The organism is Janthinobacterium sp. 78, assembly GCF_003096775.1.
Taxonomy (GTDB): Bacteria; Pseudomonadota; Gammaproteobacteria; order Burkholderiales; family Burkholderiaceae_D; genus Janthinobacterium; species Janthinobacterium tructae.
In genome coordinates, this window is sequence record NZ_QENT01000001.1 from 3,001,056 (window position 1) to 3,023,777 (window position 22,722).

At 66.4% G+C, this 22,722-nt stretch carries 22 protein-coding genes; 12 read left to right on the forward strand and 10 right to left on the reverse strand.

The window, feature by feature from the left end:
• Positions 1-132: 132 nt before the first annotated feature.
• On the forward strand, positions 133-798 hold the full coding sequence (locus C8C92_RS13385) for a response regulator transcription factor (protein WP_165829425.1): 666 nt from the start codon (positions 133-135) through the stop codon (positions 796-798).
• A complete protein-coding gene (locus tag C8C92_RS13390) occupies positions 792-2,102 on the forward strand; it encodes an ATP-binding protein (RefSeq protein WP_099764087.1) in 1,311 nt (436 codons plus the stop codon). Before C8C92_RS13385 ends, C8C92_RS13390 begins: the two co-directional genes overlap by 7 nt.
• A 67-nt stretch (positions 2,103-2,169) precedes the next feature.
• On the opposite strand, the gene C8C92_RS13395 is transcribed toward C8C92_RS13390, so the two are convergent.
• Together C8C92_RS13395 and C8C92_RS13400 are read right to left on the reverse strand one after the other, a co-directional pair.
• Complete coding sequence (locus C8C92_RS13395) at positions 2,170-2,808, reverse strand: NAD(P)H-dependent oxidoreductase (protein ID WP_099764086.1); 639 nt, start codon at positions 2,806-2,808, stop codon at positions 2,170-2,172.
• A gap of 109 nt (positions 2,809-2,917) precedes the next feature.
• Positions 2,918-3,928 (reverse strand): aldo/keto reductase, encoded by a 1,011-nt coding sequence (locus tag C8C92_RS13400; protein WP_116744189.1) that lies wholly within the window; start codon positions 3,926-3,928, stop codon positions 2,918-2,920.
• 100 nt (positions 3,929-4,028) lie between these two features.
• Between C8C92_RS13400 and C8C92_RS13405 the strand changes: the two genes are divergently transcribed.
• Complete coding sequence (locus tag C8C92_RS13405; protein ID WP_306595302.1) at positions 4,029-4,919, forward strand: LysR family transcriptional regulator; 891 nt, start codon at positions 4,029-4,031, stop codon at positions 4,917-4,919.
• Here the strand turns inward: C8C92_RS13405 and C8C92_RS13410 are convergent, their stop codons facing one another.
• Positions 4,920-6,005, reverse strand: coding sequence for an ATP-binding protein (locus C8C92_RS13410; RefSeq protein WP_116744190.1), 1,086 nt, complete (start codon positions 6,003-6,005; stop codon positions 4,920-4,922).
• Positions 6,005-6,751 carry a response regulator gene (locus C8C92_RS13415; protein ID WP_116744191.1) on the reverse strand — a complete coding sequence of 249 codons (747 nt, stop codon included), beginning with the start codon at positions 6,749-6,751 and terminating at the stop codon, positions 6,005-6,007. The genes C8C92_RS13410 and C8C92_RS13415 overlap by 1 nt, the downstream gene beginning before the upstream one ends.
• Positions 6,752-6,884: 133 nt before the next feature.
• Here C8C92_RS13415 and C8C92_RS13420 point away from each other — a divergent pair, with 133 nt between their 5' ends.
• The 8 genes from C8C92_RS13420 (at position 6,885) to C8C92_RS13450 (ending at position 16,826) form a co-directional block, all read left to right on the forward strand.
• Positions 6,885-8,051 carry an efflux RND transporter periplasmic adaptor subunit gene (locus C8C92_RS13420; protein ID WP_116744192.1) on the forward strand — a complete coding sequence of 389 codons (1,167 nt, stop codon included), beginning with the start codon at positions 6,885-6,887 and terminating at the stop codon, positions 8,049-8,051.
• Between the two features lie 33 nt (positions 8,052-8,084).
• Positions 8,085-11,231 (forward strand): efflux RND transporter permease subunit, encoded by a 3,147-nt coding sequence (locus C8C92_RS13425; protein ID WP_116744193.1) that lies wholly within the window; start codon positions 8,085-8,087, stop codon positions 11,229-11,231.
• Positions 11,231-12,604 (forward strand): efflux transporter outer membrane subunit, encoded by a 1,374-nt coding sequence (locus tag C8C92_RS13430; protein ID WP_116744194.1) that lies wholly within the window; start codon positions 11,231-11,233, stop codon positions 12,602-12,604. The genes C8C92_RS13425 and C8C92_RS13430 overlap by 1 nt, the downstream gene beginning before the upstream one ends.
• 47 nt (positions 12,605-12,651) lie before the next feature.
• Positions 12,652-12,825, forward strand: coding sequence for a hypothetical protein (locus tag C8C92_RS27470; RefSeq protein WP_165829427.1), 174 nt, complete (start codon positions 12,652-12,654; stop codon positions 12,823-12,825).
• Positions 12,826-12,926: 101 nt separating this feature from the next.
• Positions 12,927-14,207: an arsenic transporter gene (locus C8C92_RS13435; RefSeq protein ID WP_099764079.1), complete on the forward strand. Its 1,281-nt coding sequence runs from the start codon at positions 12,927-12,929 to the stop codon at positions 14,205-14,207.
• A gap of 45 nt (positions 14,208-14,252) precedes the next feature.
• On the forward strand, positions 14,253-14,882 hold the full coding sequence (locus tag C8C92_RS13440) for an NAD-dependent dehydratase (RefSeq protein WP_099764620.1): 630 nt from the start codon (positions 14,253-14,255) through the stop codon (positions 14,880-14,882).
• 47 nt (positions 14,883-14,929) lie between these two features.
• Entirely contained in the window at positions 14,930-15,379 is a 450-nt protein-coding gene (locus tag C8C92_RS13445) for a GNAT family N-acetyltransferase (protein WP_116744195.1), read from the forward strand.
• Between the two features lie 163 nt (positions 15,380-15,542).
• A complete protein-coding gene (locus tag C8C92_RS13450; protein WP_116744196.1) occupies positions 15,543-16,826 on the forward strand; it encodes a nucleotide disphospho-sugar-binding domain-containing protein in 1,284 nt (427 codons plus the stop codon).
• A gap of 9 nt (positions 16,827-16,835) precedes the next feature.
• Here C8C92_RS13450 and C8C92_RS13455 read toward each other — a convergent pair whose 3' ends face one another.
• The 4 genes from C8C92_RS13455 to C8C92_RS13470 form a co-directional block, all read right to left on the reverse strand.
• Complete coding sequence (locus tag C8C92_RS13455; RefSeq protein ID WP_099764076.1) at positions 16,836-17,777, reverse strand: DUF2145 domain-containing protein; 942 nt, start codon at positions 17,775-17,777, stop codon at positions 16,836-16,838.
• A gap of 8 nt (positions 17,778-17,785) precedes the next feature.
• Positions 17,786-18,217, reverse strand: a complete 432-nt coding sequence (locus C8C92_RS13460) for a hypothetical protein (protein ID WP_099764075.1) — start codon at positions 18,215-18,217, stop codon at positions 17,786-17,788.
• Between the two features lie 90 nt (positions 18,218-18,307).
• Positions 18,308-19,141 carry an HDOD domain-containing protein gene (locus C8C92_RS13465; protein WP_165829429.1) on the reverse strand — a complete coding sequence of 278 codons (834 nt, stop codon included), beginning with the start codon at positions 19,139-19,141 and terminating at the stop codon, positions 18,308-18,310.
• 89 nt (positions 19,142-19,230) lie between these two features.
• Positions 19,231-20,337, reverse strand: coding sequence for an acyl-CoA dehydrogenase (locus tag C8C92_RS13470; RefSeq protein WP_099764074.1), 1,107 nt, complete (start codon positions 20,335-20,337; stop codon positions 19,231-19,233).
• Positions 20,338-20,517: 180 nt separating this feature from the next.
• Between C8C92_RS13470 and C8C92_RS13475 the strand changes: the two genes are divergently transcribed.
• Positions 20,518-20,964, forward strand: a complete 447-nt coding sequence (locus C8C92_RS13475; RefSeq protein WP_116744198.1) for a PaaI family thioesterase — start codon at positions 20,518-20,520, stop codon at positions 20,962-20,964.
• Positions 20,965-20,986: 22 nt separating this feature from the next.
• On the opposite strand, the gene gstA is transcribed toward C8C92_RS13475, so the two are convergent.
• On the reverse strand, positions 20,987-21,601 hold the full coding sequence (gene gstA / locus C8C92_RS13480; protein WP_116744199.1) for a glutathione transferase GstA: 615 nt from the start codon (positions 21,599-21,601) through the stop codon (positions 20,987-20,989).
• Positions 21,602-21,750: 149 nt separating this feature from the next.
• Positions 21,751-22,611 carry a LysR substrate-binding domain-containing protein gene (locus tag C8C92_RS13485; RefSeq protein ID WP_116744200.1) on the reverse strand — a complete coding sequence of 287 codons (861 nt, stop codon included), beginning with the start codon at positions 22,609-22,611 and terminating at the stop codon, positions 21,751-21,753.
• Between the last annotated feature and the right edge of the window lie 111 nt (positions 22,612-22,722).

Below are 22,722 nucleotides of genomic sequence, written 5' to 3' on the forward strand. Positions count from 1 at the left end.
TGCTTAGGCGTCCCGGAACATTGGCAACCCTTGCCACCTGGAGCGGATGGCCGCGGTAGCGCAGCCAGCGCCCACCCGGCTTGCGCCAGCCAAGGTAAGATGTCGCTATTTTGTGCGATTGTGAGGGCTAGGGTGCGCGTGTTGCTGGTGGAAGACGATCCGATGATCGGGGAAAGCCTGGTCGAGGGCTTGCGCGGCGAGTGCTATGCCGTGGACTGGGTGCGCGATGGCCACGATGCGGAGCTGGCGCTGGCTGGCTTCGCCTACGATTTGATGCTGCTGGACCTGGGCTTGCCCGGCAAGCAGGGCATGGACGTGCTGCGCGCCACGCGCGCGCGGGGCGCCGAGCTGCCCGTGCTGATCATCACGGCGCGCGACGGCACGCGGGCCCGCGTCGAGGGGCTCGACAGCGGCGCCGACGATTACCTGGTGAAACCGTTCGACCTCGACGAGCTGCTGGCGCGCATACGCGCGCTGCTGCGCCGCCGGGTCAGCCGTTCGCGCTCCGTCATCGAGCATGGCGCGCTGACCCTGGACCTGGCCAGCCACGACGTCACCTGCGAAGGCGCACAGGTCAAGCTGGCGCCGCGCGAGTTTTCCGTGCTGCGCGCCTTGCTCGACCATCCGGGCAAGGTGGTGTCTAAACGGCAACTGAGCGAAAAACTGTACGGCTGGGATAGCGAAGTGGAAAGCAATACTGTCGACGTGTACGTGTACCAGCTGCGCAAGAAGCTGGGCGCGGACTGCATCCAGACCGTGCGCGGCGTGGGCTACAAGATGCGGGCAGCATCTTGCTGACCATCCGCCGCCAGTTGCTGCTCGGTTTGCTGGCGGCCACCTTGCTGTGCGTGCTCGGCGCCGGCATTTCGCTGTTCCGTTCGCTGTTGGAAGAATCCAATGAACTGGCCGATTTGCAGCTGCGCCAGCTGGCCGTGGCCTTGCCCGACGAGTTTGAGCCGCAGACGGGGGCGCCGGCCGCGCAGGAGCCGGAAGAAGCGTTCGTGCTGCAGGCGTGGGACGAGGATGGGCAGCCCTTGCCCGTCTTGCCTGACCAAGCGGCACTGCCGCGCTATGCACTGGCCGGCTTTGCCGATGTCACGTTGCGCGGCGAAGACTGGCGCCTGTATGGCGAGACGCGGCGCGGCCGTTACGTGCAGGTGGCGCAGGCGCAGGCCGTGCGCGACCAGCTGGCCTGGCAAATGACCATGCGCGCCGGCGCGCCGCTGCTGGCGTTCGCGCTGATCCTGGCGCTGCTGATCGTCGCCGTGGTGGGTCGCGCGCTGGCACCGCTGCACCGGCTGGCCGAATCCGTGGCGGGCCGTTCGCCGGACGCCCTGACGCCGCTGGCGGCCGACGACATGCCGCCCGAGTTGCGGCCCGTGGCGCTGGCGCTGAATGGCTTGATGCGGCGATTCGAGGTGGCGCTGACGGCGCAGCGCACCTTTGTCGCCGATGCGGCGCATGAATTGCGCTCGCCGCTGACGGCATTGAAACTGCAGCTGCAGGTGGCCGAGCGGGCCGGCAGCGAGGAAGAACGCCGCGTGGCGCTGGCGCGGCTGCACGAACGGCTGGACCGCAGCACGCACCTGGTGCGGCAATTGCTCAGCCTGGCGCGCCATGAAACGGCGCTGACGGCCAGCCAGCTGCAAACGGTTGATCTGGGAGAGTTGCTGGAAGCGGCCGTGGCCGACCACAGCGCGCTGGCCGACAGCCGTGCCATCGACCTGGGTGTGGTGGAAGCGCTTCCGGCCCCGGTGCTGGTGCAGGCCGATCCCGACGGTTTGCAAGTGTTGCTGAATAACCTGATCGATAACGCCTTGCGCTACACGCAGCAGGGCGGCAGGGTCGATTTGCAGGCGGCTCTGGAAGAGGGCAGGCCGCTGCTGCGCGTGTCCGACAATGGACCCGGCGTGCCGCGCCAGCACCATGCGCGCCTGTTCGACCGCTTCTTCCGTCCCGACGGCAACGACGCCTGGGGCTGTGGCCTGGGCCTGTCCATCGTGCGCCACATCGCCGAGCACCACCAGGCCGACATCGCGCTGGCCGACGGCGAGGCGGGACGGGGACTGCAAGTGACGGTGCGCTTTCCGCAGCCAGTCTGACAGCAAAAAAAAGCGGATGCCGGTGAGGGCATCCGCTTTTCAGTCACGCTCGGGGCGCTGAAAACGCTCAGGCCAGCTCGGTGATGAATTGCTCGCGCGCAGGGCGCACTTTTTTCAGGTCCACCAGCCAGTCGCCTTCGTCGGCGCGGTAACCGAGCGGCAGCATGACGACGGAACGCAAGCCTTTTTCGCGCAGGTTCAGGATTTCATCGACCTTGGCCGGATCAAAGCCTTCCATCGGCGTCGAATCGACTTTTTCCTGCGCCGCGGCGATCAGGGCCGTGCCGACGCCGATATACGCCTGGCGCGCCGCGTGCTGGTAGTTGGTTTCCGCGTCGCGCTGCGGATACGTGGCGAGGATTTGCTGGCGGTACGCTTCCCAGCCTTCATTCTTGAAGCCGCGCACGGTGTTGACCAGGTCAAAGCGGGCGTTGATGCGTTCCACCGTGTAATTGTCCCAGGCGGCAAACACCAGCAGGTGCGAGGCATCCGTTACCTGAGACTGGTTCCACGCGTGTGGCTTGATCTGCTCGCGCAGGGCCGGATTCGTCACGACGAACACTTCATACGGATGCAGTCCGCTGGAGCTGGCCGTCAGGCGCACGGCTTCCAGGATGCGCTCAACTTTGTCTTGCGGCACCGTTTTCGTCGGGTCCATCTTCTTGGTGGCGTAGCGCCATTGCAGTGTTTCGAGCAGTGCGGACATGTCAATCTCTTTCATAGTGAATAGTTCAGATTGGAAATGATAGCGGATTCAGGCATTTCAAGTGCGCTGGACAAAAAAGTACCGGTATAGCGCACTCATGCACGGTAGTCTACAGGCCAAGCATGGCAAGCTCATGCTGCGGGTAGCGCGCGCCCTGCACGCTGGCGGGCGTGATGGCCGCGCCGATGGCGGCCAGCTCGGCGTCGCTCAATTTAATCTGCGCGGCGGCGACATTTTCTTCCAGGTGCGCCAGGCTGCGGGCGCCGGGAATCGGCACGATGTCGTCGCCTTGCGCCAGCAGCCAGGCCAGGGCCAGCTGGGCCGCCGTGGCGCCGCGCGCCGCCGCCAGGCGCCGCAGTTCGGCCACCAGGGCCGCATTGGCCGCCATCGCCTGCGGCTGAAAGCGGGGCAGGCTGTGGCGGTAGTCGTCGGGCGCCAGTGCGGGGCTGGAGGTGAGCTGGCCCGTCAAAAATCCCCGGCCCAGCGGGCTGTAAGGGACGAAGCCGATGCCCAGCGCGCGGCAGGCGGGCAGCACCTCGGCTTCCACGTCGCGGCTCCACAGCGAGTATTCGGACTGCACGGCCGCAATCGGATGCACGGCGTGGGCGCGGCGCAGGGTGGCGGCCGACACTTCCGACAGCCCCAGGTGGCGCACCTTGCCGGCCTGCACCAGATCCGCCATGGTGCCGACCACGTCTTCGATCGGCACGGCGGGGTCCACGCGGTGCTGATACAGCAAGTCGATGCATTCGATGCCGAGCCTGGACAGCGACGCTTCCACGGCTTGCACGATGTGTTCGGGCCGGCTGTCCACGCCCGCCATGCGTTCCACGCCCTGGCCGTGCGGCAAGATCTTGAAGCCGAATTTGGTGGCGATGTGGACCTTGCCGCGCAGCTGCTTCAGGCCGCGCCCTACCAGTTCCTCGTTGGCGTAGGGTCCGTAGACTTCCGCTGTATCGATCAGGGTCACGCCCATGTCCACGGCGCGGTGCAGCACGCGCAGCGAGGTGGCCTCGTCTGCGCCGCCGTAGGCAAAGCTCATGCCCATGCAGCCCAGGCCAATGGGGGCGACGCGCAAGCCGGAGTTGCCCAGTGTTCTGCCCAGTGTTCTGTGTTCCATTTTTTACTCCTCTTCAAAAAAAGATGCAAGGAGTATGGGTGAAGCAACAGCATGCGATAAGATGGTTAATCCTGCATGGATTACTGAATGAAACTCATGAATGATGGCTGATCTGAATGAATTGGCGGCCTTTGCCGCCGTTGCCCGCCTGCGCAGCTTTCGCCAGGCGGCGCTCGAACGTGGCGTGTCCGCCTCCGCCCTCAGCCACGCATTGCGCGCGCTGGAAGAGCGACTGGGCGTGCGCCTGCTGAACCGCACTACGCGCAGCGTCACGCCGACCGAGGCGGGGCAGCAGCTATTGGCGCGCCTCACGCCGGCCATGCGCGAAATCGACGATGCCTTGCTGGACGTGAGCGCCTTGCAGGATGTGCCTGCAGGTAAGCTGCGCCTGAACGTGCCCCGTCCGGCCGCGCGGCTGCTGCTGGCGCCCATGCTGGCCGGTTTTGTCGCGCGCTATCCGCGCGTGCAGGTGGACGTGGTCACCGATGACGGCATGATCGATATCGTGCGCGACGGTTTTGATGCTGGCATCCGCTTCGGCGAACAGGTGGCGGCCGACATGATTGCCGTGCCCGTAGGCGCGCCGCAACCGTTCGTGGTGGTGGCGTCACCCGCTTACCTGGCGGCGCATGGCGCGCCAGCCACGCCGCGCGACTTGCTGGCGCATGCCTGCATAGGCCGGCGTTTTCCCAGCGGGCGCCAGTATGCGTGGGAGTTCGGGCAGGAGGGGGATGCCGTCAGCATCGCCGTCAATGGCCCGCTGGTGTTCGACGACGATGCACTGATGCTGCGCGCGGCGCGCGATGGCGCGGGACTGGCGTATGTGTACGCGGCCGATGCGCGCGCCGATCTCGCGGCGGGGCATCTGGCGTGCGTGCTGCAGCGCTGTTTGCCGCCGCCGTCCCGTTACTTCCTGTACTACCCGAGCCGGCGGCAGATGCCGGCCGTCTTGCGCGCCTTCGTCGACATGCTGCGCGCGCCAGCGATATAGTCAGGCGGCGGCCGGCGGCGCCCCATGCTCGACCGGCCACTTGATGGTAAACACGCTGCCGCCCGCCTTGCCGCGCGTGCAGGCCGCGCTGCCGCCGTGCGCGCGCGCGATGGCTTCGACCACGGCCAGACCCAGGCCGCTGCCCGCATGCAGGTCGCCGCCATCGCTGTCGCCGCGGCGAAACGCCTCGAACACGTGCGGCGCCAGTTCCTCGGCAATGCCGGGCCCCGCATCCTCGACGCTCAGGTAATACTGGCCGGCCTGCACGCGCGTGCGCACGCGCAGCAGGCCCGGATGCGCATAGCGGCGCGCGTTGTCGAGCAGGGCCAGCACGATTTGCCGGATGCGCGCCGCGTCGCAGCAGACGGGATGGTCGGACAGGTGCAATTGCAGGCTAAAACCGGCTGCCTCCATTTCCGGCGCCAGCAGGCGGCGCACTTCCTCGATTTCCAGGGTCAGGTCCGTCCACGCCATGCGCAGCTGCATGTGGCCGCTGTCAGCCAGGCTCAGGGTGCGCAAATCCTCGATCAGGCGGCCCAGGTCCTCGACTTGCGCCAGCAGGCTGGAGAACGGCACTTCCTCGGGCTTGAAGACGCCATCGACGACGCCTTGCAAGGTGCCGCGCAGGATGGTCACGGGCGTGCGCAATTCATGCGCGATGGCCGCATTCCACGTTTCGCTTTCCTTGGCCGCCCGCTGCAGGCGCTCGGCCATGCTGTTGAAGTCATCGACCAGCATGGCCGTCTCGCCCAGGCTGCGGTCGCCCGCGAAGGCGCGCGCGGACAGGTCGCCATGCGCCACGCGGCGCACGCTGTCCATCACGGAATTGATCGGTTTCAAGATGCGCGCGGCCAGCTTGATGGCGAAAAAGGCCGCCAGGCCCAGGCCGAAGATGGTGATGGCGAAGATCCACAGCCATTCGACGGTGCTGGGCGACCAGTCGTCCGGTTCGGACAGCATGTCGGGGTCGATCTTGAAGGCGACGGCAAAGAAGATCCATGAGCCCATCCAGATGATCAGGATGCTGCTGACCATCAGCACGGACATCGACAGCACGATCTGCCGGTTCAGGCCCGTGAAGCGCATCAGTCGCTTTCCAGCCGGTAGCCCACGCCGCGCAGGCTGGCCGGCATGTTCTTCACGCCCGCTTCTTCCAGCTTCTTGCGCAGCTTGCTGACGTGGCTGTCCACCGTGCGTTCCATCGAATTGCTCTCGGGCATGCACGACTCCAGCAATTCCAGGCGGCTGCAGACGCGGCGCGGCGTGCGCGCCAGGTGCGCCAGCAGGCGAAATTCCGTCAAGGTCAGGCTCAAGGGCACGGGCGCGCCATCGCGCAGCACGCTGGCCACATACGTTTCCTGGTCGATGTCGATGGGGCCGCAGCGCAGGCGCTGGCCGCCCACAGGGTGGTGGCGCACGCGCGAGCGGCGCAGCACGGCCGCCACGCGGGCCACCACTTCGGCCGGATTGAAGGGCTTGATGATGTAGTCGTCCGCGCCCACGCGCAGGGCGGCCAGCTTGTCGGCATCCTGGTCGCGCGCCGTGAGCATGATGACGGGCGTTTCGCCGCGTCGCCGCACTTCCGTCAGCACGCCCCAGCCGTCGACTCTGGGCATTTGCACGTCGAGCAGCAGCAGATCCGGCGCCAGCGCCAGATGCTGCTGCAGCGCTTCCTGCCCGTCCAGGGCGAAGGCCGTGCGGTAGCCGTCGCGCTCCAGGTAGCCGGCCAGGATGCGGGCGATTTGCGGTTCATCTTCGGCGATCAGAACGAGGGCGGAAGGCGGCGTGGTGGCAAGGAAGGAGGGCTGGCTGGCGCTGTGGAGATAGTTCATGCACGGAGTCTAGCATTCTTCGCTGCCTCCATCGAATCTCCACATTTCTTTGACAAAACATCCACCTTGGCCTTTTATGCTGCGTGTATCTGTCGACCGGACCGCCGGTTGGGATCTGCTATAGAGAAAGACCATGCATCCGAGCTTCTTCACCAAAAAAAATAGTTTGATCGCCGCGGCACTGCTCAGCCTTGCCGCCTGTTCCCAACCCGCGCCGGAAGAAGGCGCGGCGCCGCCCGCCGCCGTCACCGTGCTCAAGCTGCAAGCGGCGCCCGTGGTCCTCAGCGATGAATTGCCGGGCAGGGTGGCCGCCTTCCGCACGGCCGACATCCGCCCGCAGGTGGGCGGCATCGTGCTGCGCCGCCAGTTCGAGCAGGGCGCGGAAGTAAAAGCGGGACAGAAGCTGTTCCAGCTCAACCCCGCGCCGTTCCAGGCGGACGTCGATTCGGCCGCCGCCGCGCTGCAGCACGCGGTGGCCACGGCGAAGCGCGCCAGCAGCCAGGCCGACAGGTTAAAACCGCTGGTGGAAGCGGACGCCATCAGCCGCCAGGCATATGACGATGCCGTGGCCCAGCGCGAGCAAGCCGTGGCCACCGTGGCGCAGGCGCGCGCCAGTCTGGCGCGGCGCCGCCTGGACCTGGCCTTTGCCAGCATCGAGGCGCCGATTGCCGGGCGCATCGGCTCCGAACTGGTGACGGAAGGCGCGCTGGTGGGCCTGGCCGATGCCACGCCGATGGCGCGCATCCAGCAGATCGACAAGGTGTATGTCGACGTGCGCCAGCCGGCCGCCGCGCTGGCCGCGCTGCGAGCCTCAGGTTCGGACAGCAACGGCGGCGCGGACAAGCTGCCCGTGACCATTTTGGGCGCCGACGGTCAGCCGCATCCCGTCACGGGCCGTATCCTGTTCTCCGGCATCAGTGTTGATGCGGGCACGGGCGACGCCGTCATCCGCGTGCTGGTCGACAATCCACAGCGCCAGCTCTTGCCCGGCATGTTCGTGCGCGCCCGCATCGCGCGCGCCGTGCAAGCCAATGGCGTGCTGGTGCCGCAGCAAGCCGTCCTGCGCAGCAGCGATGGCCAGGCGCAGGCCTGGGTGCTCGATGGCACGCACAAAGCCAGCCTGAAACCGATTGCCGTGGGCGACGTGATCGACCATCAGTATGTGGTCAATGGCGGCTTGAAGGTGGGCGATACCGTCGTCATCGAAGGCCAGGAACGCTTGCAGCCGGGCGCCACCGCCGCACCGCAGCCGTGGAAGCCAACTGTGGTGGCAACGGCGGCTGCCGCCAAGGCCCGTTGATGCACACTTTGAATACAATGAAAGCCTAACGACATGCCTCAATTTTTCATCAACCGCCCCGTCTTTGCGTGGGTGGTGGCGGTCTTCATCGTCCTGTTCGGACTGATCGCCATACCGCAATTGCCGATTGCGCGTTTTCCTTCCGTGGCGCCGCCCAGCGTCAGCATCAGCGCCAACTATCCTGGCGCCACGCCGCAAACCATGAACGATTCCGTGGTGGGCCTGATCGAACGCGAACTGTCGGGCGTCAAGCACCTGCTGTATTTCGAGTCGTCCACCGATACCTCGGGTTCGGCCTCGATCACCGTCACCTTCCAGCCCGGTACGAACCCGGAAATGGCGCAGGTGGACGTGCAAAACCGCCTGAAAGCCATCGAGCCGCGCCTGCCGCAAGCGGTGCGGCAAAACGGCTTGACGGTGGAATCGGCATCATCGGGTTTTTTGATGATCGTCAGCCTGATTTCCGAGAAGGGCCAGCACGATGAAGTGGCGCTGGGCGACTACCTGGCGCGCAACGTGACGGAAGAACTGCGCCGCATTCCCGGCGTGGGCAAGGTGCAGCTGTTCGGTTCCGAGCGGGCCATGCGCATCTGGGTCGATCCGGCCAAGCTGGTGTCGTATAACATCGCCATGGGCGAACTGACGGCCGCCATCGCGCAGCAAAATGCGCAGATCGCGCCGGGCCGCCTCGGCGATTCGCCGGCCGTGGAAGGCCAGCGCGTCACCATCCCGCTGACGGTGCAGGGCCAGTTGCAAACGCCGGCCGAATTTGCCGCCATCGTGCTGCGCGCGAATGCGGATGGCTCGAAAGTGACCATCGGCGACGTGGCGAAAGTGTCGCTAGGGGCGCAAAGCTTCAACTTCAGCATCCGCGAAAACGGGCAAGCCGCGTCGGGCGCCGCCATCATGCTGTCGCCGGGCGCCAACGCCGTGCAGACGGCGGCCGCCGTGCGTGCGCGCATGGCCGAACTGGCGCACACCATGCCGGCCGGGATCAAGTATTCGGTACCGTTCGATACGGCGCCGTTCGTGAAAATCTCGATCGAGAAGGTCATCGTCACGCTGTTGGAGGCGATGGTGCTGGTGTTCCTCGTCATGTATCTGTTCCTGCAAAAGATACGCTACACCCTGATTCCCGCCATCGTCGCGCCGATTGCCCTGATGGGCACTTTTACCGTGATGCTGCTGGCCGGCTATTCCATCAACGTGCTGACCATGTTCGGCATGGTGCTGGCCATCGGCATCATCGTCGATGACGCCATCGTGGTGGTGGAAGCCGTCGAGCGCCTGATGGCCACCGAGGGCTTGTCGCCGAAGGAAGCGACGTCAAAAGCCATGCGCGAAATCACGGGCGCCGTGGTCGGCATCACCCTGGTGCTGACGGCCGTGTTCATCCCGATGGCGCTGGCCAGCGGTTCCGTGGGCGCCATCTACCGCCAGTTCACCTTGGCCATGGCCGTGTCGATTCTGTTCTCGGCGTTTTTGGCCCTGACCCTGACGCCGGCCCTGTGCGCCACCATGTTGAAACCGATTGGTCCGCACGATCATGACAAGAAGGGCTTTTTCCTGTGGTTCGACCGCCAGTTTGACCGCATGACGGCCCGCTATGAAAAGGGTGTGGTGGCGATGCTGAAACGCGCGGGCCGCTCGATGGTCGTGTATGGCGCCATCGTCGCGGCGCTGGGCGTGGCTTTCATGCAGCTGCCGTCGGCCTTCTTGCCGGAAGAAGACCAGGGCTATTTCATTACCTCGATCCAGCTGCCGTCCGACGCCACCATGGAGCGCACGCTCGATGTCGTCAAGTTGTACGAGCAGCACGTGGCCACGCGGCCCGGCATCGAGGTGAATCAGTCCATTCTTGGCTTCAGTTTTTCCGGCGCGGGGCCGAATGCGGGCCTGGCGTTCACCATGCTGAAGGACTGGAAACAGCGCAATGGCGCCACGGCGCAGGAAGAAGTGGCGCTGGCGCAGGAAGCCATGGCGCAGGCGAAGGAGGGCGTGATCATGAGCCTGATGCCGCCCGCCATCGATGAACTGGGCAACTCGTCCGGCTTTTCCATGCGCTTGCAAGACCGCGCCAACCAGGGCATCGCCGCCCTGCAGGCGGCGCAGAATCAGTTGCTGGGCCTGGCTGCGCAAAGCAGCAAGGTGGCGGGCGTGTATCCGGACGGCTTGCCGCCCGGTGCCAGCGTGCGCCTCGATATCGACCGCACCAAGGCCGAAGCGCTGGGCGTGTCGTTTACGGCCATTGCCGACATGCTGACGGCGGCCATGGGCTCGACCTATGTCAACGATTTTCCGAATGCCGGCCGCATGCAGCAGGTGATCATCCAGGCCGAAGCGCCGTCGCGCATGCAGTTGAACGACGTGCTGGCCCTGCGCATCCGCAATAACGCGGGCGGCATGGTGGCCCTGGGCGAACTGGTGCGCCCCGTGTGGAGCGAGTCGCCGCTGCAGCTGGTGCGCTACCAGGGCTATCCGGCGGCGCGCATTTCGGGCAGCGCGGCGCCGGGCGTATCGAGCGGCGACGCCATGCTGGAAATGGAGCGGCTGGTGAAGCAATTGCCACCCGGCTTCGCGCTGGCGTGGACGGGACAGTCGCTGCAAGAGAAGGAATCGGCGTCGCAAGCGCCCATGCTGATGGCGCTGTCGATGTTGGTGGTGTTCCTCGTGCTGGCGGCCCTGTATGAAAGCTGGTCGATTCCCGTCTCCGTGATGCTGGTGGTGCCGCTGGGATTGCTGGGCGCCGTGCTGGCCGTGATGTTGCGCGGCATGCCGAACGACGTGTTCTTCAAGGTGGGCATGATCACCATCATTGGCCTGTCGGCGAAGAACGCGATTTTGATCGTCGAGTATGCGCGCCAGTTGCAGGCGCAAGGGCGTGGACTGGTCGAGGCGACGGTGGAAGCGGCCAGGTTGCGTTTGCGCCCGATTTTGATGACGTCATTGGCGTTTGCGCTGGGCGTGGTGCCGCTGATGCTGGCCACGGGCGCCAGCGCCGAAACCCAGCATGCGATCGGCACGGGCGTGTTCGGAGGGATGATCACCGCCACCGTGCTGGCCGTGTTTTTCGTGCCCGTGTTCTTTGTCGTGGTGCTGGGCACCGTCGACAAGATGGGCACGTACTTCAACAAACGCAGTAATCGCACCGCCATCAAAGCGGTGGAAGGAGAGTTGTAATGCGTTTGATTTTCATCACGCCCCTGGCCGCGCTGGTCTTGTCGGCCTGTTCATTGACGCCGCCGCTGGTCAAACCGGCGCCGCCTATCCCAGCTGCCTATGCCGAGGTCGCCGCGTCAGCCACGGGCGACACTGCGGCCGACCTGGGCTGGCGCCAGATGCTGTTCGATGCGCGCCTGCAGCGTCTGGTCGATATCGCACTGGAAAACAACCGCGACTTGCGCGTGGCGTCCCTCAACGTGGAAGCCGTGCGGGCCCAGTACCAGATACAGGATGCGGGCCGCTACCCGGCAATAGCCGCGAATGCGGGCGGCGTGCGCCAGCGCGGCACCGATGCCAAGGTGCAAAACACGTTCACGTCCGGCATCGCCATGAGCGCGTTCGAGATCGACCTGTTCGGCCGCCTGCGTTCCTTGTCGGACGCCGCGTTTGCGCGCTACCTGGCCACGCAGCAGGGCCAGCGCGCCGCGCACATGGCCTTGATCGGCGCCGTCGCCGACGCCTACCTGGAACAGCGGCTGGCCGAGGAACAGCTGGCGCTGGCGCGGCAAACCCTGCTTGACTGGCGCCAGGCCTTGCTGTTGACGCAGCGCCTGCACGGCGCGCAGCAGGGCAGCGGGCTGGACGTGGCGCAAGCGGAAGGGCAGGCGGCCACGGCGGAGGCGGACGTGCAGGCGCGCGAGCGGGCCAGCTTATTGGCGCGCAACAACCTGGAATTGCTGCTGGGCGCGCCGTTGCCAACGGACTTGCCCGCTGGCCGGCCGCTCGATGGCCAGCCCGTGCTGACGCAGCTGCCGCCCGGCCTGCCGTCGGACTTGCTGGCGCGCCGGCCCGACATCTTGCAGGCCGAATATGCGCTGGTGGCGGCGAATGCGGAAATCGGCGCCGCCCGCGCCGCTTTCTTCCCCCGCCTGTCGCTGACGGCGCAGCTGGGCCTGGCCAGCCCGGAACTTAGTGACTTGTTCCGTGGCAGCGCGCGCAGCTGGTCGTTCGCGCCGCAAGTGACGCAGCCGTTGTTCCAGGGCGGCCAGTTGCGCGCGGAATTGCAGCTGTCGCGCCTGCGCAAGGATGTGGCCGTGCTGCAATACGAGCAAGCGATCCAGTCGGCGTTTCGCGAAGTGCGCGATGGCCTGGCCGGTAGCGCCACGTATGCGCAGCAGATCGATGCGCAAGAACGCGTGGTGGTGGCGGCGCGCCAGCGCCAGCGGCTGTCGCAGCTGCGCTACGACGCGGGGCAGGACAGCCGGCTGGAATTGCTCGACGCGCAGCGCCAGTCGTATGCGGCGCAGCAAGCCCTGCTCGACGCGCGGCGCGACCAGTTCAAGTCGGCCGTGGCCCTGTACAAGGCGCTGGGGGGAGGGCTGGAAGAGTAGCAGCGCGGATCTGCTCCCCCCTGCAATGGCTTCATTCAGGAGAAATCATGCGAGACAGCGATCTTTTAAGCAAGATCAACGACGGTGTATTTTTTGAAAGCATCTTCGGGCCGGAGCGCGATTGGGATACGGCGCTCGATGCCAGGGACGCCATCGCATTCGATAGCGCCTTTATCGACAGCTTGTGGGATTGCTACGCCCGCGGAGAGTTTCCCGCATAGCAGGCGCGCAGGGACGCGGCGGCATTGATACGGCATTGGCTTAATTCAATATTTCCAGTATTATGGAATAATTAAATGCACCAGTGACCGGAACTGACACCATGCTCATCGCTTTCCTGATCTTTCTCGCCACATTAACCCTGGTCATCTGGCAGCCGCGCGGCCTGGGTATCGGCTGGAGCGCCGTCATCGGCGCTGGTGTCGCCTTGCTGGCCGGCGTCATCCACTGGGGCGACATCCCCGTCGTCTGGCATATCGTGTGGAACGCCACCGGTACCTTCATCGCCGTGATCATCATCAGCCTGCTGCTCGACGCGGCAGGCTTTTTCGAATGGGCTGCGCTGCACGTGGCGCGCTGGGGCGGCGGCAGCGGCAGAAAACTGTTCGTGCTGCTGGTCTTGCTGGGCGCGCTGGTGTCCGCCGTGTTCGCCAATGACGGCGCCGCGCTGATCCTGACGCCCATCGTCATCGCCATGCTGCGGGCGCTGAAGTTTTCCACCAGAGCCACCCTGGCCTACGTCATGGCGGCCGGTTTTATTGCGGACACGGCCAGCCTGCCGCTGGTGGTGTCGAACCTGGTGAATATCGTCTCGGCCGATTTCTTCAAGATCGGCTTTGCCGAGTACGCTTCCGTGATGGTGCCCGTCAACGTCGTCGCCGTGGCAGCCACCCTGGGCGTCTTGCTGCTTTTTTTTCGCCAGGATATTCCGCGCGACTACGATGCCTCGCAACTGAAACGTCCGCACGCCGCCATCCGCGACTTGGCCACCTTCCGCGCCGGCTGGCTGGTGCTGGCGCTGCTGCTGGTGGGCTTTTTCTCGCAGGAACACCTGGGCGTGCCCATCAGCCTGATCGCCGCCGTGGGCGCCGCGCTGCTGCTGGGCGTGGCGGGCAAGGGCCACGTGATTTCGACGCGCCACGTGATCCGCCATGCGCCGTGGCATATCGTCGTCTTTTCATTGGGCATGTATCTGGTCGTGTACGGCTTGCGCAATGCGGGCTTGACGGCGTATCTGACGGGCATGCTGAACCACTTTGCCCAGTACGGCGTATGGGGTGCGGCCATGGGCACGGGCGTGCTGACGGCCTTGTTGTCGTCCGTGATGAACAACCTGCCGACGGTGCTGGTGGGCGCGCTGGCCATCGACCCGACGACGGCGCAGGGGGCCGTGCGCGAAGCGATGATTTACGCCAACGTCATCGGCAGTGACCTGGGACCGAAGATCACGCCGATCGGCAGCCTGGCCACCTTGCTGTGGCTGCATGTGCTCGACAGCAAGAACATCCACATTTCCTGGGGCTACTATTTCCGTGTCGGCATCGTGCTGACCGTGCCCGTGCTGCTGCTGACCCTGGCGGCACTGGCGCTGCGCTTGTCCTGAGTTCCGTGTATGGTGGTGGCTGACAGCAACTTGAACTGGAAAGCCATGAAATTACTGCTTGTGGGCGCCACCGGCCTGGTGGGCCGCGAAGTGCTGCGCCTGGCGCTCGCCGACACGCGCGTCAGCACGGTGGTGGCGCCCGTGCGCAAGGCCTTGCCGCCCCATGCGAAACTGCATGCGCCTCTCGTTGATTTCGATCAATTGCCGGCCGATGCACCGTGGTGGCAGGCGCACGCCGTCATCTGCACCCTGGGCACGACCATGAAGGTGGCCGGCACGCGGCAGGCGTTCTTGCGCGTGGACCATGACTATCCGCTGGCCGTGGCGCGCCTGGCGCTGGCGGCCGGCACGCGCACGTATGCGCTCAATTCGGCCGCCGGCGCCAACGCCGCTTCGCGCATCTTCTACAACCGCGTCAAGGGCGAGCTGGAACGCGACCTGGAGCAGCTGGGTTTTGCCTCGCTCACGCACGTGCGGCCGGGCCTGATTGGCGGCGAGCGCGACGTGGCGCGCGCGGGCGAGGGCGCCGCCTTGCGCCTGCTGCGCGTGCTGGGGCCCGTGCTGCCGCGCCGCTGGCGCATCAATCCCGCGCCGCGCATCGCCAGCGCCTTGCTGGAAGCGGCGCTGGCCGGCGCGCCGGGCGTGCATGTCGTCAGCCCGGAACAGCTGGCATGAATGCGCATCGCCTATAATCGGCGTTCATGTTCTTTTGAGTACAGAAAATGCAAACAGTACGTCCTTACGCGGCCAGCGACCGCGACGCCTGCCTGGCCCTCTTCGACGGCAACACGCCGCGCTTTTTCGACCCGTCCGAGCGCGCCGGCTTTGTCGCCTGGCTGGAAGAGTCGACGCAGCCGTATCTGGTCATCGAACGCGACGGGAACATCGTCGCCTGCGGCGGCCATGCGCTGGAGGCGGGTGGCAGCGTCGCCAGCCTGTGCTGGGGCATGGTGGCGCAGGACGTGCAGGGCCAGGGACTGGGCCGCGCGCTGACGCAGGCGCGCCTGGACGCCATCCGCGCCATGCCGCAGGTGGCCAGGGTCACCATGAATACCAGCCAGCATACGCAGCAGTTTTATGCACGCTTCGGCTTCGAGCCCGTGAAGGTGACGCCGGACGGCTTCGGGCCCGGCATCGACCAGTGGGACATGGTGTTGCAACTGCCTGCGTAGCGACCGCAGGCAGGCATGGCGTCATGCTTCGGTCAACTACTGATTGAAATGCTAACCTTCATCGCTTACCATTGGTGGGTGTTTCTACTAGGAAAGATGCCCATGCGCCCTACGTTCTTGTCTGACTTTGCACTGCACACCTACACCAGGCACGGAGGGCGGCATGGCTGATGGCAATCTGACGCCAGCGCCGCTCGTCATCGTTGCCAGCAGCGGCACCGGCGGCGACATGCAACCGTTTATCGCGCTGGCGCAGGCCTTGCAGCAACGGGGGCGGCGCGTGCTGCTGCTGGTGCCAGGCTGGCAGGAAGCGGCGGCGCTGGCCTCAGGGCTGGCGTATCGCACCTTCGGCACGCAGGAAGAGGGCCAGGCCATGCTGGGCGATCCGGGCCTGTGGGATGAACGCAAGGGCTGGGGCGTGGTGTGGCGCGGCCTCGTGCCGCACCTGGGCGCCGTGCGCGACGTGGTGCAAGGCTTGCCTGACGGTGAGGAGTGCGTGGTGCTGTGCCACCCCTTCCTCGTGCCGATGGCCGCCCTGGCACGCTCCGTGCGCCCGGACTTGCGCATCGTCGCGGCCTATCTGGCGCCATCGAACCTGTGCAGCAGCCATGATTTCCTGGCGGCCGGCTCGCTGCGCATTCCCGCTTGGGTGCCGCTGGCATGGCGCCAGGCCCTGTGGCGGCTGCTCCACCGCGGCATGGTCGACCCGGTGCTGCTGCCCGGCCTGAACGGCGCGCGCGCGCAGCACGGACTGCCTCCCGAAGCGCATTTTTTTGCGCACATGCTGGCCGCGCCGGATGCCTCGCTGGGGCTGTTTCCCGCCTGGTTCGCCGCCCCGCAGGCGGACTGGCCAGCGCATTTCGTGCAAACCGGTTTCCCCGGCTCCGCCCCGCATGGCGCGGCGGCGCTGCCGCCGGAGCTGGAACGCTTTCTGGGCGAGGGCGAGCCGCCCATCGTGTTTACGCCCGGTACCGGGCACCAGCACGCGCAGCGCTATTTCAGCATCGCCCTGGCAGTGTTGCGGCGGCTGGGACGGCGCGGCCTGTTCCTCACGCCCCATGCGGCGCAGGTGCCGCAACACTTGCCCCCGAACGTCATGTGGCAGGCGCACGTGCCGTTTGCGGCGCTGCTGCCGCGCGTGGCGGCTGTGGTGCACCACGGCGGCATCGGCACCAGCGCGGACGCCTTCCGCGCGGGCATCCCGCAGCTGATTGTGCCGTTCGCCTACGACCAGTTCGATAACGGCTGGAGGATCAAACGGCTCGGCGTGGGCGATGTCTTGCTGGCCAGGCGTTTGTCGGCCGGGCGCATGCAACGGCAGCTGGCGCGCCTGCTGGCCGCGCCTGAAGTGGCGCTGGCGTGCGGCGAGGTGGTCCGCCGGATGGGACAGGGATTGGCGCCAGCACACTTGCTCGATCAGGTCGAAGCGGCGCTCGCCGCTGCTTAGGGACTGTCGTCAGCGACTGTCGTGCGGCGTATCGTCGAGGGCGATGACGCGGTCGTTCGGGCCGGGCACGCAGCCGTCGGCGATGGGTTCCCAGCCCCGGTGCACCACCACCTGCCTGCCGTCGTGGCAGATTTCCACGCGCTCGCTGGCGGGCAGGCGCTGCCGCGCGAACGCTTCCAGGCTGGCCGGCAGGCTTACCGCCAGTTGCATCGTGCCGATGGCCTCGGGTGGGTGGTCGTCCATGTGCACCAGCGGCACGAAGATCGATCCCAGCATCAGCCAGCGCGCACCCACGTCGACGGCGGCGGGGTTGTAAGGCGCGGCGCGCAGCCAGTCCTGGGCGCGCGCGCGCAAGTCGCCGCCGGCCGCCAGCTCGCCCCAGGCCGAGGCCAGCAATTCCACCACCCACTGATTGCAATTCTGGTATTTCAGGCTGAAGGCGTAGGCGTTGGCACTGTAGCGGCCCGCCAGCAACTGCTGCACGCGCACGGGGTCGAGCAGGGCGCGGCGCAGGGGCGGCACGCTTTCCGCCGGCAGTTTCACGACAGAGATGTAGCCAAGAGATGGGTTTGCCGTGCCCATGGCGAAACCGGCCGTACCCTGGTCGAAGATGCGCGGGCGGCCTTCGTCGCAGGCGTAGTACAGCTGGCGCGCGGACCAGCCATTGTCATTGTCGTGGCGCCAGGCCAGCGCCGCATGCGAATAGCGGATGCCGAAGCGGGCCAGGTCCAGGCCGGAGCGGCTGATCAGCGCCACGCTGCCTTCGCTGGCCGCCAGTTCCTCGCGCACCACGGCGGCAAAGCGCAACAGGCGATCCTGCTCGGTTGCCGTGAGTTCCTGCGCGCGGTCGCAAAAGCGCGACGAGGCGAGCGAAGTACCTGCCTGGGCGGCACCGGCCACGGCCAGCGCGGCGCAGCCGGCCAGCAGCCGCGCCAGTTTGCGCAGGGTCACACCTGGAATCAAAGGCTGACGGGACGCGTGGCCATTTCGCCGTACCAGTCGTCGGCCAGCACCAGGAAGAAGGCGGCGCGCGTGTCGTTGCGCGAGAATTCGATGCCATAGGCGCGGTTTTGCGCATGTACCACGTCGCCCTGCGCCAGCTGCTGCTTGTCGAGCGCCGCTTGCGGCAAATCCAGCACCAGCGGCGTTGCCGTGGCGTCGGCTTGCATGGTCAGACGCGTCATGCCGTCGCGGCCCGGCAGGGCTGCCACGTCGATGATGCGGTAAGGGCCATTGGCCACCTTGTTGTCGCGCGACGAGCTGTTGCTCGAACCGTTGAGCGAATCGGAAATGCTGCCGCTCGACTGGGAGCCGGCGCTGGAGGCCGAGGAAACGAAGCTGTCGGCGTTGGCGTTGCACGCCATGGTCAAAGCTGCGGCCAGGCCGAGCATGCGTAGAGAGGTAGTCAAGGCAGTTTTCCAGTGCACATCAATGAAAGCGCCGGGTCCATCCCGGCCTGCGCCATGATAGCAGATCGGCCATCAGCTGAGCAGTACCTCGATCAGACCCTTCGCTTCGGCCGACGGCTGCGTGCGCAGCACCTGCAGCACGGGATCATTGTCCAGGTAGGCTTGCAGCGGCGCGCTGACGGTGATGCCGGCCTGCGGCAGCGGCGAGGGCACGGGCGCCAGCGCCTTGGCCAGCAGCAGGGTGTCGCGCAAGCCCTCGGGCGGCAGCATGATGGTCGAGCCGGGCAAGGCGTTGACGGCATCGGCCACGGGCAACGGCACGCCCAGCTGGCGCATCAGGGCACGGCCGATCACTTCCAGGGCGGACGCCATCTGCGTTTCCAGGTGGGCGTACAGGCCCGGGGTCTTGTCGGCCTGGGCCAGCAAATAAAAGCCGGCCACTTCATGCACGATACCGGCGAACAGGGCCGTATCGGCATCCGTGTGCGTGACGGCGCCGGCCAGCGCATGCGCCAGCGCTGCCACGTGCACGGTGTGCGCCCACAGTTGGGTGGCGCGGGCGCGCAAGGCTTCGTCGCGGATGCCCGCGTTCAGCTGGCGGATGACGGCCGCCGTCGCCAGCGCATACAGGTTGCGGTGGCCCAGCCGCTCGACGGCGGCGCGCACGCTGGTGATGGCGGGCGTCTGGCCGGACGCGAACATGGCCGAATTGGCCAGCGCCACGGCGCGCGCCGACAAGGTCGGTTCGCACAGCAGCAGGCGGCTGATGTCGGCCGAGTGGCAATCGGGGTTGGCCAGTTCCTTTTGCAGGAGCAGGGCCGTGTTGATGCTGGTGGGAAATGCCAGGGTTTCCGTTTCGGCGCTGGCCAGGAGTTGAGCCAGGCTGCTGAGCGTGTTGACGTGCATGGATAGGGTAGCGAGAAGTAACAATGCCCCCATATTATCAGGCAATCCGGCCCGCATGGCGTCCGGCAGCCTTTTCAGCCATGCGCCTGTCAGGGCAGCAGCAATGCATGCTGGCTGGCCGTGTGAAAATCGCGCCACACGCGGTTGATGGTGCTGTCTTCGCGGGCTGCGTACAGGCCGCAGTACGGATACAAGCCATCGACGGCTGAGCGCGCGGCGGCCACCAGGGCCAGCGAAGCGGCTTGCACGGCTTGCATGGCGTTGTCGTCCAGCACCGCGCCGCCTGCCACCGTTGCCCAGCTGTCGTCCAGCACGGCGTAAAAACGCGCGCGCGCGGCGGCGCAGCTGTCTTTCTTGTCTTGCAGCATGGCGGCCACGTCCGGCACGTCCAGCAGCGGCAAGCCGGCGCGCGCATGGCGGCGGTGGCGCATGCATTCCTCGGCCAGTTGCATGAAATGCGCTGCCATGCCGGCCACGTTGGCGGCCAGGGTCACGTAGGCCAGTGAATAGAAGGGGTAGCGGTACAGGGGACCGCCGGCCGTCGCGGTGGTCGCATCGATGGTGAAACCGTGTTCCTTGGCAAGCCACTGGCCGTCGATCCGATAACTGTGCGAGGCGCTGGCGCGCATGCCCAGGCTGTTCCATGAGGGCACCAGCTGCACCAGCGCGGCGGGCACGAGGAAGGCGCGGATGCGCGGCTGGCCTTGCGCATCGAGCAGGGGCTGGCCATCGCGCTGCAGCCGGGCGTTCAGGGTAAAGTGGGTCGCCATGGGCGCGCCGCTGGCATAGTCCCAGCTACCGGTGATGCGGTAGCCGTCGCCTTCTTCCTCGGCAAAACCGGTGGCCGCGCCGCTGCCACCCAGGCAAACTCGCGGCGTGCCGATAATGGCCTGCGCCAGCTCAGGTTCCAGGAAGCCCGCGAACCAGCCCGCGCCCGCGCACAGGGTCAGCACCCAGCCCATGCTGCCGTCGACGGCGGCCACGGCTTCTTCCAGGCGCACCACTTGCGGCAGGGGCAGCTCGGCGCCGCCCGCGCTGCGCGGCGCCAGCATCGTCAGCCAGCCGCGCCGGTGCAGCAAGGCCTGCTGGGCCGGATGCAAAAAGCGGGCGGCGTCGGCCGCCGGCGCATGGCGCGCGATGCGGCGCGCGTCGCGCTCGGAAAGGGTAGCAAGGGTGGCGAGGGCAGCGTGCGGCATGAGTAAAGTCCGGCAATGGCGAAGGCGGGCATTTTCGCACAGCGGGGCGTGGACCGGGCACTTCGCGGTCTGTGCATCGCAATTGGTGAAAATGACGACAGCGGATGGCCGGTGCCGGCCATAAGCAGGTACAGTCGCATGATCCCTTCCATGCGGCACGTCTCCTGAAAGCGCAAAACCATGTCCCGTCTTCCCGCCCCGCACTTCGCCGAGAAAGTCCAAGCCAGTTTTGCGCTGCAGAACGCCATGACCCTGATCCAGGCCAGCCTGCCCGTGGTGGCGCATGGCAGCACGGAAATCCACGTGCCGCACTGGCGCGGCATCGAGCAGCAGCACGGCTTCGTGCACGGCGGCGTGGTGGGCATGATCGCGGACTCGGCCGCCGGTTACGCGGCCATGACCATGGTGCCGGACGGCGCGTCCGTGCTGACGGTGGAATACAAGATGAATTTGCTGGCGCCCGCCGATGGCGAGAAACTGATTGCGCGCGGCAAGGTGGTGCGCCCGGGCCGCACCCTGATCGTCACGCAGGCCGAAGTGTTCGCCGTGCGCGATGGCACAGAAACACTGTGCGCGCTGATGCAGCAAACCATCATGGTGATGCACGGCAAGGCGGAAAAAACCTGAGCCGTGCACCGGGCCACGGCGTTCAAGCCGCCTTGGTCAATCCTTCCGCTTCCCAGGCAGCCTTGACGCTGTCGCGCTGGGCCATTCTGCCCAGGAAGGCCTGCACATTGGCCAGGCCCGACAAATCCACGCCCACGCGCGGCGCCCAGCCCGTGATGACGAACAGATAGGCGTCGGCCACGGTGAAGGTGTCGCCCGTCAGGTAGGCCTGGCCTTGCAGGCGGCTGTCCACCCATTTGAATTTCTTGCCCAGTTGCTCGATGAACAAGGCCTTGGTGGCGGCGTCGTAGCGGGGATCGAACAGGGGACTGAACGATTTGTGCAGCTCGGACGTGATGTAGTTCTGCCATTCCAGCACCTTGTAGCGGGCAAAGCTGCCCACTGGCGGCAGCAGATCCTGTCTGCCCGCCTGTTCGGCGATGTACTGGGCGATGACGGGGCCTTCGCTCAAGGTGCCGCCATCGTCGAGGGCCAGCAGCGGCACCTGGCCTTTCGGATTGAGTTCGTAGTAATTGCCGCCTTCCTGCGTCTGGTGCTGGCCCAGGTCGACCTTCACGAGGGTGAACGGCGTGCCCGTTTCGCGCAGGATGATGTGCGGTGCCTGCGAGCAGGCGCCCGGCGAGTAAAAGAGTTTCATGGCGATCCTGTCCTTGAAAAGGTGGGGAAGATGCCACTATAGACCTGCGCCGCCGCACGGTAAACGCATGTTCGTGTGGCGACTATGTCTGCCCGGTCATGCGGCCCATCTCCCTGTACAGCGCCATGCTGCCCTCGCTGCTGGTGCTGTCATGCCGCCGCCTCGGCTGACCACTCGCGCAGCAATTGCCCGAACGCGTCGGCCGCCGCCGTGCTGCCAGCGGCGCGCCAGACGAGCTGGAACTGAGCGGCGGGCAGGGCAGGCAAGCCATGCTGGCCATCGATGACGATCATGCCTGGCTCCAGGTCGCCCTGCGGCAGGGCCGTGATCGCCAGCCCGGCCAGCACGGCGGCGCGCAAGCCCTGCTGGCTGGGCGAGGTGAACGCCACGCGCCAGTCGAGGCCGGCGCCGTCGAGGGCGTCGACGCCCACTTGCCGGTGCATGCACGGCGCCGGCGAAAACGCCAGCGGCAGGGGCAGCGCGCCGTCGTGGCGGAAATCCTGCGCGGCTGCCCAGACGAAGCGCGTGCGGCGCAGCACGGCCGCGTCATCTTGCCCATCGGCCAGGGCCATGACGACGGCCAGGTCCAGCGCATCGGCGGCGACCAGTTTCTGCAAGTCAAGATAGGTGCCCACCGTCACATCCAGGCGCACGGCGGGAAACAGGTGCGCGAACTGCGCCAGCAGGGCGGGCAGGCGCGCGCCCATGAAATTTTCCGGCACGCCAAAGCGCACGGCGCCGGCAATCGAGGAGCGCTGGAAGCGCCGCGACAGGGCATCGTGCGCGGCCAGGATCTGCCGGGCGTGGCGCAGAAAATCCTCGCCATCTTCCGTCAGGCGCAGGCTGCGCGTGGTGCGCAGCAGCAGCGCGGTACCCGCTTGCTCCTCCAGCCGGCGGATCTGGTGGCTGATGGCGGACTGGCTTAGGTGCAGCCGTTCGGCGGCGCGCGTAAAGCCGCCCGTGTCCGCTACGGCGACCAAGGCGCGCAGCAGGGCGGAATCGAAGTCCATGGCGTGACGCTCCCGTGATTCATGATGAAAATGAATGAATTGTACAAAATTTTATCATTTCCATCATGAGTCGAGGCTTTCTAGAATGGCGGCTCGCAGTGCGCCGTCTCC

Bases quoted from the DNA above. Each gene is read 5' to 3' on its own strand.
- C8C92_RS13395 (WP_099764086.1), bottom strand. From the start codon at position 2,808: ATGTCCGCACTGCTCGAAACACTGCAATGGCGCTACGCCACCAAGAAG.
- C8C92_RS13400 (WP_116744189.1), bottom strand. From the start codon at position 3,928: ATGGAACACAGAACACTGGGCAGAACACTGGGCAACTCCGGCTTGCGC.
- C8C92_RS13405 (WP_306595302.1), top strand. From the start codon at position 4,029: ATGATGGCTGATCTGAATGAATTGGCGGCCTTTGCCGCCGTTGCCCGC.
- C8C92_RS13410 (WP_116744190.1), bottom strand. From the start codon at position 6,005: ATGCGCTTCACGGGCCTGAACCGGCAGATCGTGCTGTCGATGTCCGTG.
- C8C92_RS13415 (WP_116744191.1), bottom strand. From the start codon at position 6,751: ATGAACTATCTCCACAGCGCCAGCCAGCCCTCCTTCCTTGCCACCACG.
- C8C92_RS13420 (WP_116744192.1), top strand. From the start codon at position 6,885: ATGCATCCGAGCTTCTTCACCAAAAAAAATAGTTTGATCGCCGCGGCA.
- C8C92_RS13425 (WP_116744193.1), top strand. From the start codon at position 8,085: ATGCCTCAATTTTTCATCAACCGCCCCGTCTTTGCGTGGGTGGTGGCG.
- C8C92_RS13430 (WP_116744194.1), top strand. From the start codon at position 11,231: ATGCGTTTGATTTTCATCACGCCCCTGGCCGCGCTGGTCTTGTCGGCC.
- C8C92_RS27470 (WP_165829427.1), top strand. From the start codon at position 12,652: ATGCGAGACAGCGATCTTTTAAGCAAGATCAACGACGGTGTATTTTTT.
- C8C92_RS13435 (WP_099764079.1), top strand. From the start codon at position 12,927: ATGCTCATCGCTTTCCTGATCTTTCTCGCCACATTAACCCTGGTCATC.
- C8C92_RS13440 (WP_099764620.1), top strand. From the start codon at position 14,253: ATGAAATTACTGCTTGTGGGCGCCACCGGCCTGGTGGGCCGCGAAGTG.
- C8C92_RS13445 (WP_116744195.1), top strand. From the start codon at position 14,930: ATGCAAACAGTACGTCCTTACGCGGCCAGCGACCGCGACGCCTGCCTG.
- C8C92_RS13450 (WP_116744196.1), top strand. From the start codon at position 15,543: ATGGCTGATGGCAATCTGACGCCAGCGCCGCTCGTCATCGTTGCCAGC.
- C8C92_RS13460 (WP_099764075.1), bottom strand. From the start codon at position 18,217: ATGCTCGGCCTGGCCGCAGCTTTGACCATGGCGTGCAACGCCAACGCC.
- C8C92_RS13465 (WP_165829429.1), bottom strand. From the start codon at position 19,141: ATGCACGTCAACACGCTCAGCAGCCTGGCTCAACTCCTGGCCAGCGCC.
- C8C92_RS13470 (WP_099764074.1), bottom strand. From the start codon at position 20,337: ATGCCGCACGCTGCCCTCGCCACCCTTGCTACCCTTTCCGAGCGCGAC.
- C8C92_RS13475 (WP_116744198.1), top strand. From the start codon at position 20,518: ATGTCCCGTCTTCCCGCCCCGCACTTCGCCGAGAAAGTCCAAGCCAGT.
- gstA (WP_116744199.1), bottom strand. From the start codon at position 21,601: ATGAAACTCTTTTACTCGCCGGGCGCCTGCTCGCAGGCACCGCACATC.
- C8C92_RS13485 (WP_116744200.1), bottom strand. From the start codon at position 22,611: ATGGACTTCGATTCCGCCCTGCTGCGCGCCTTGGTCGCCGTAGCGGAC.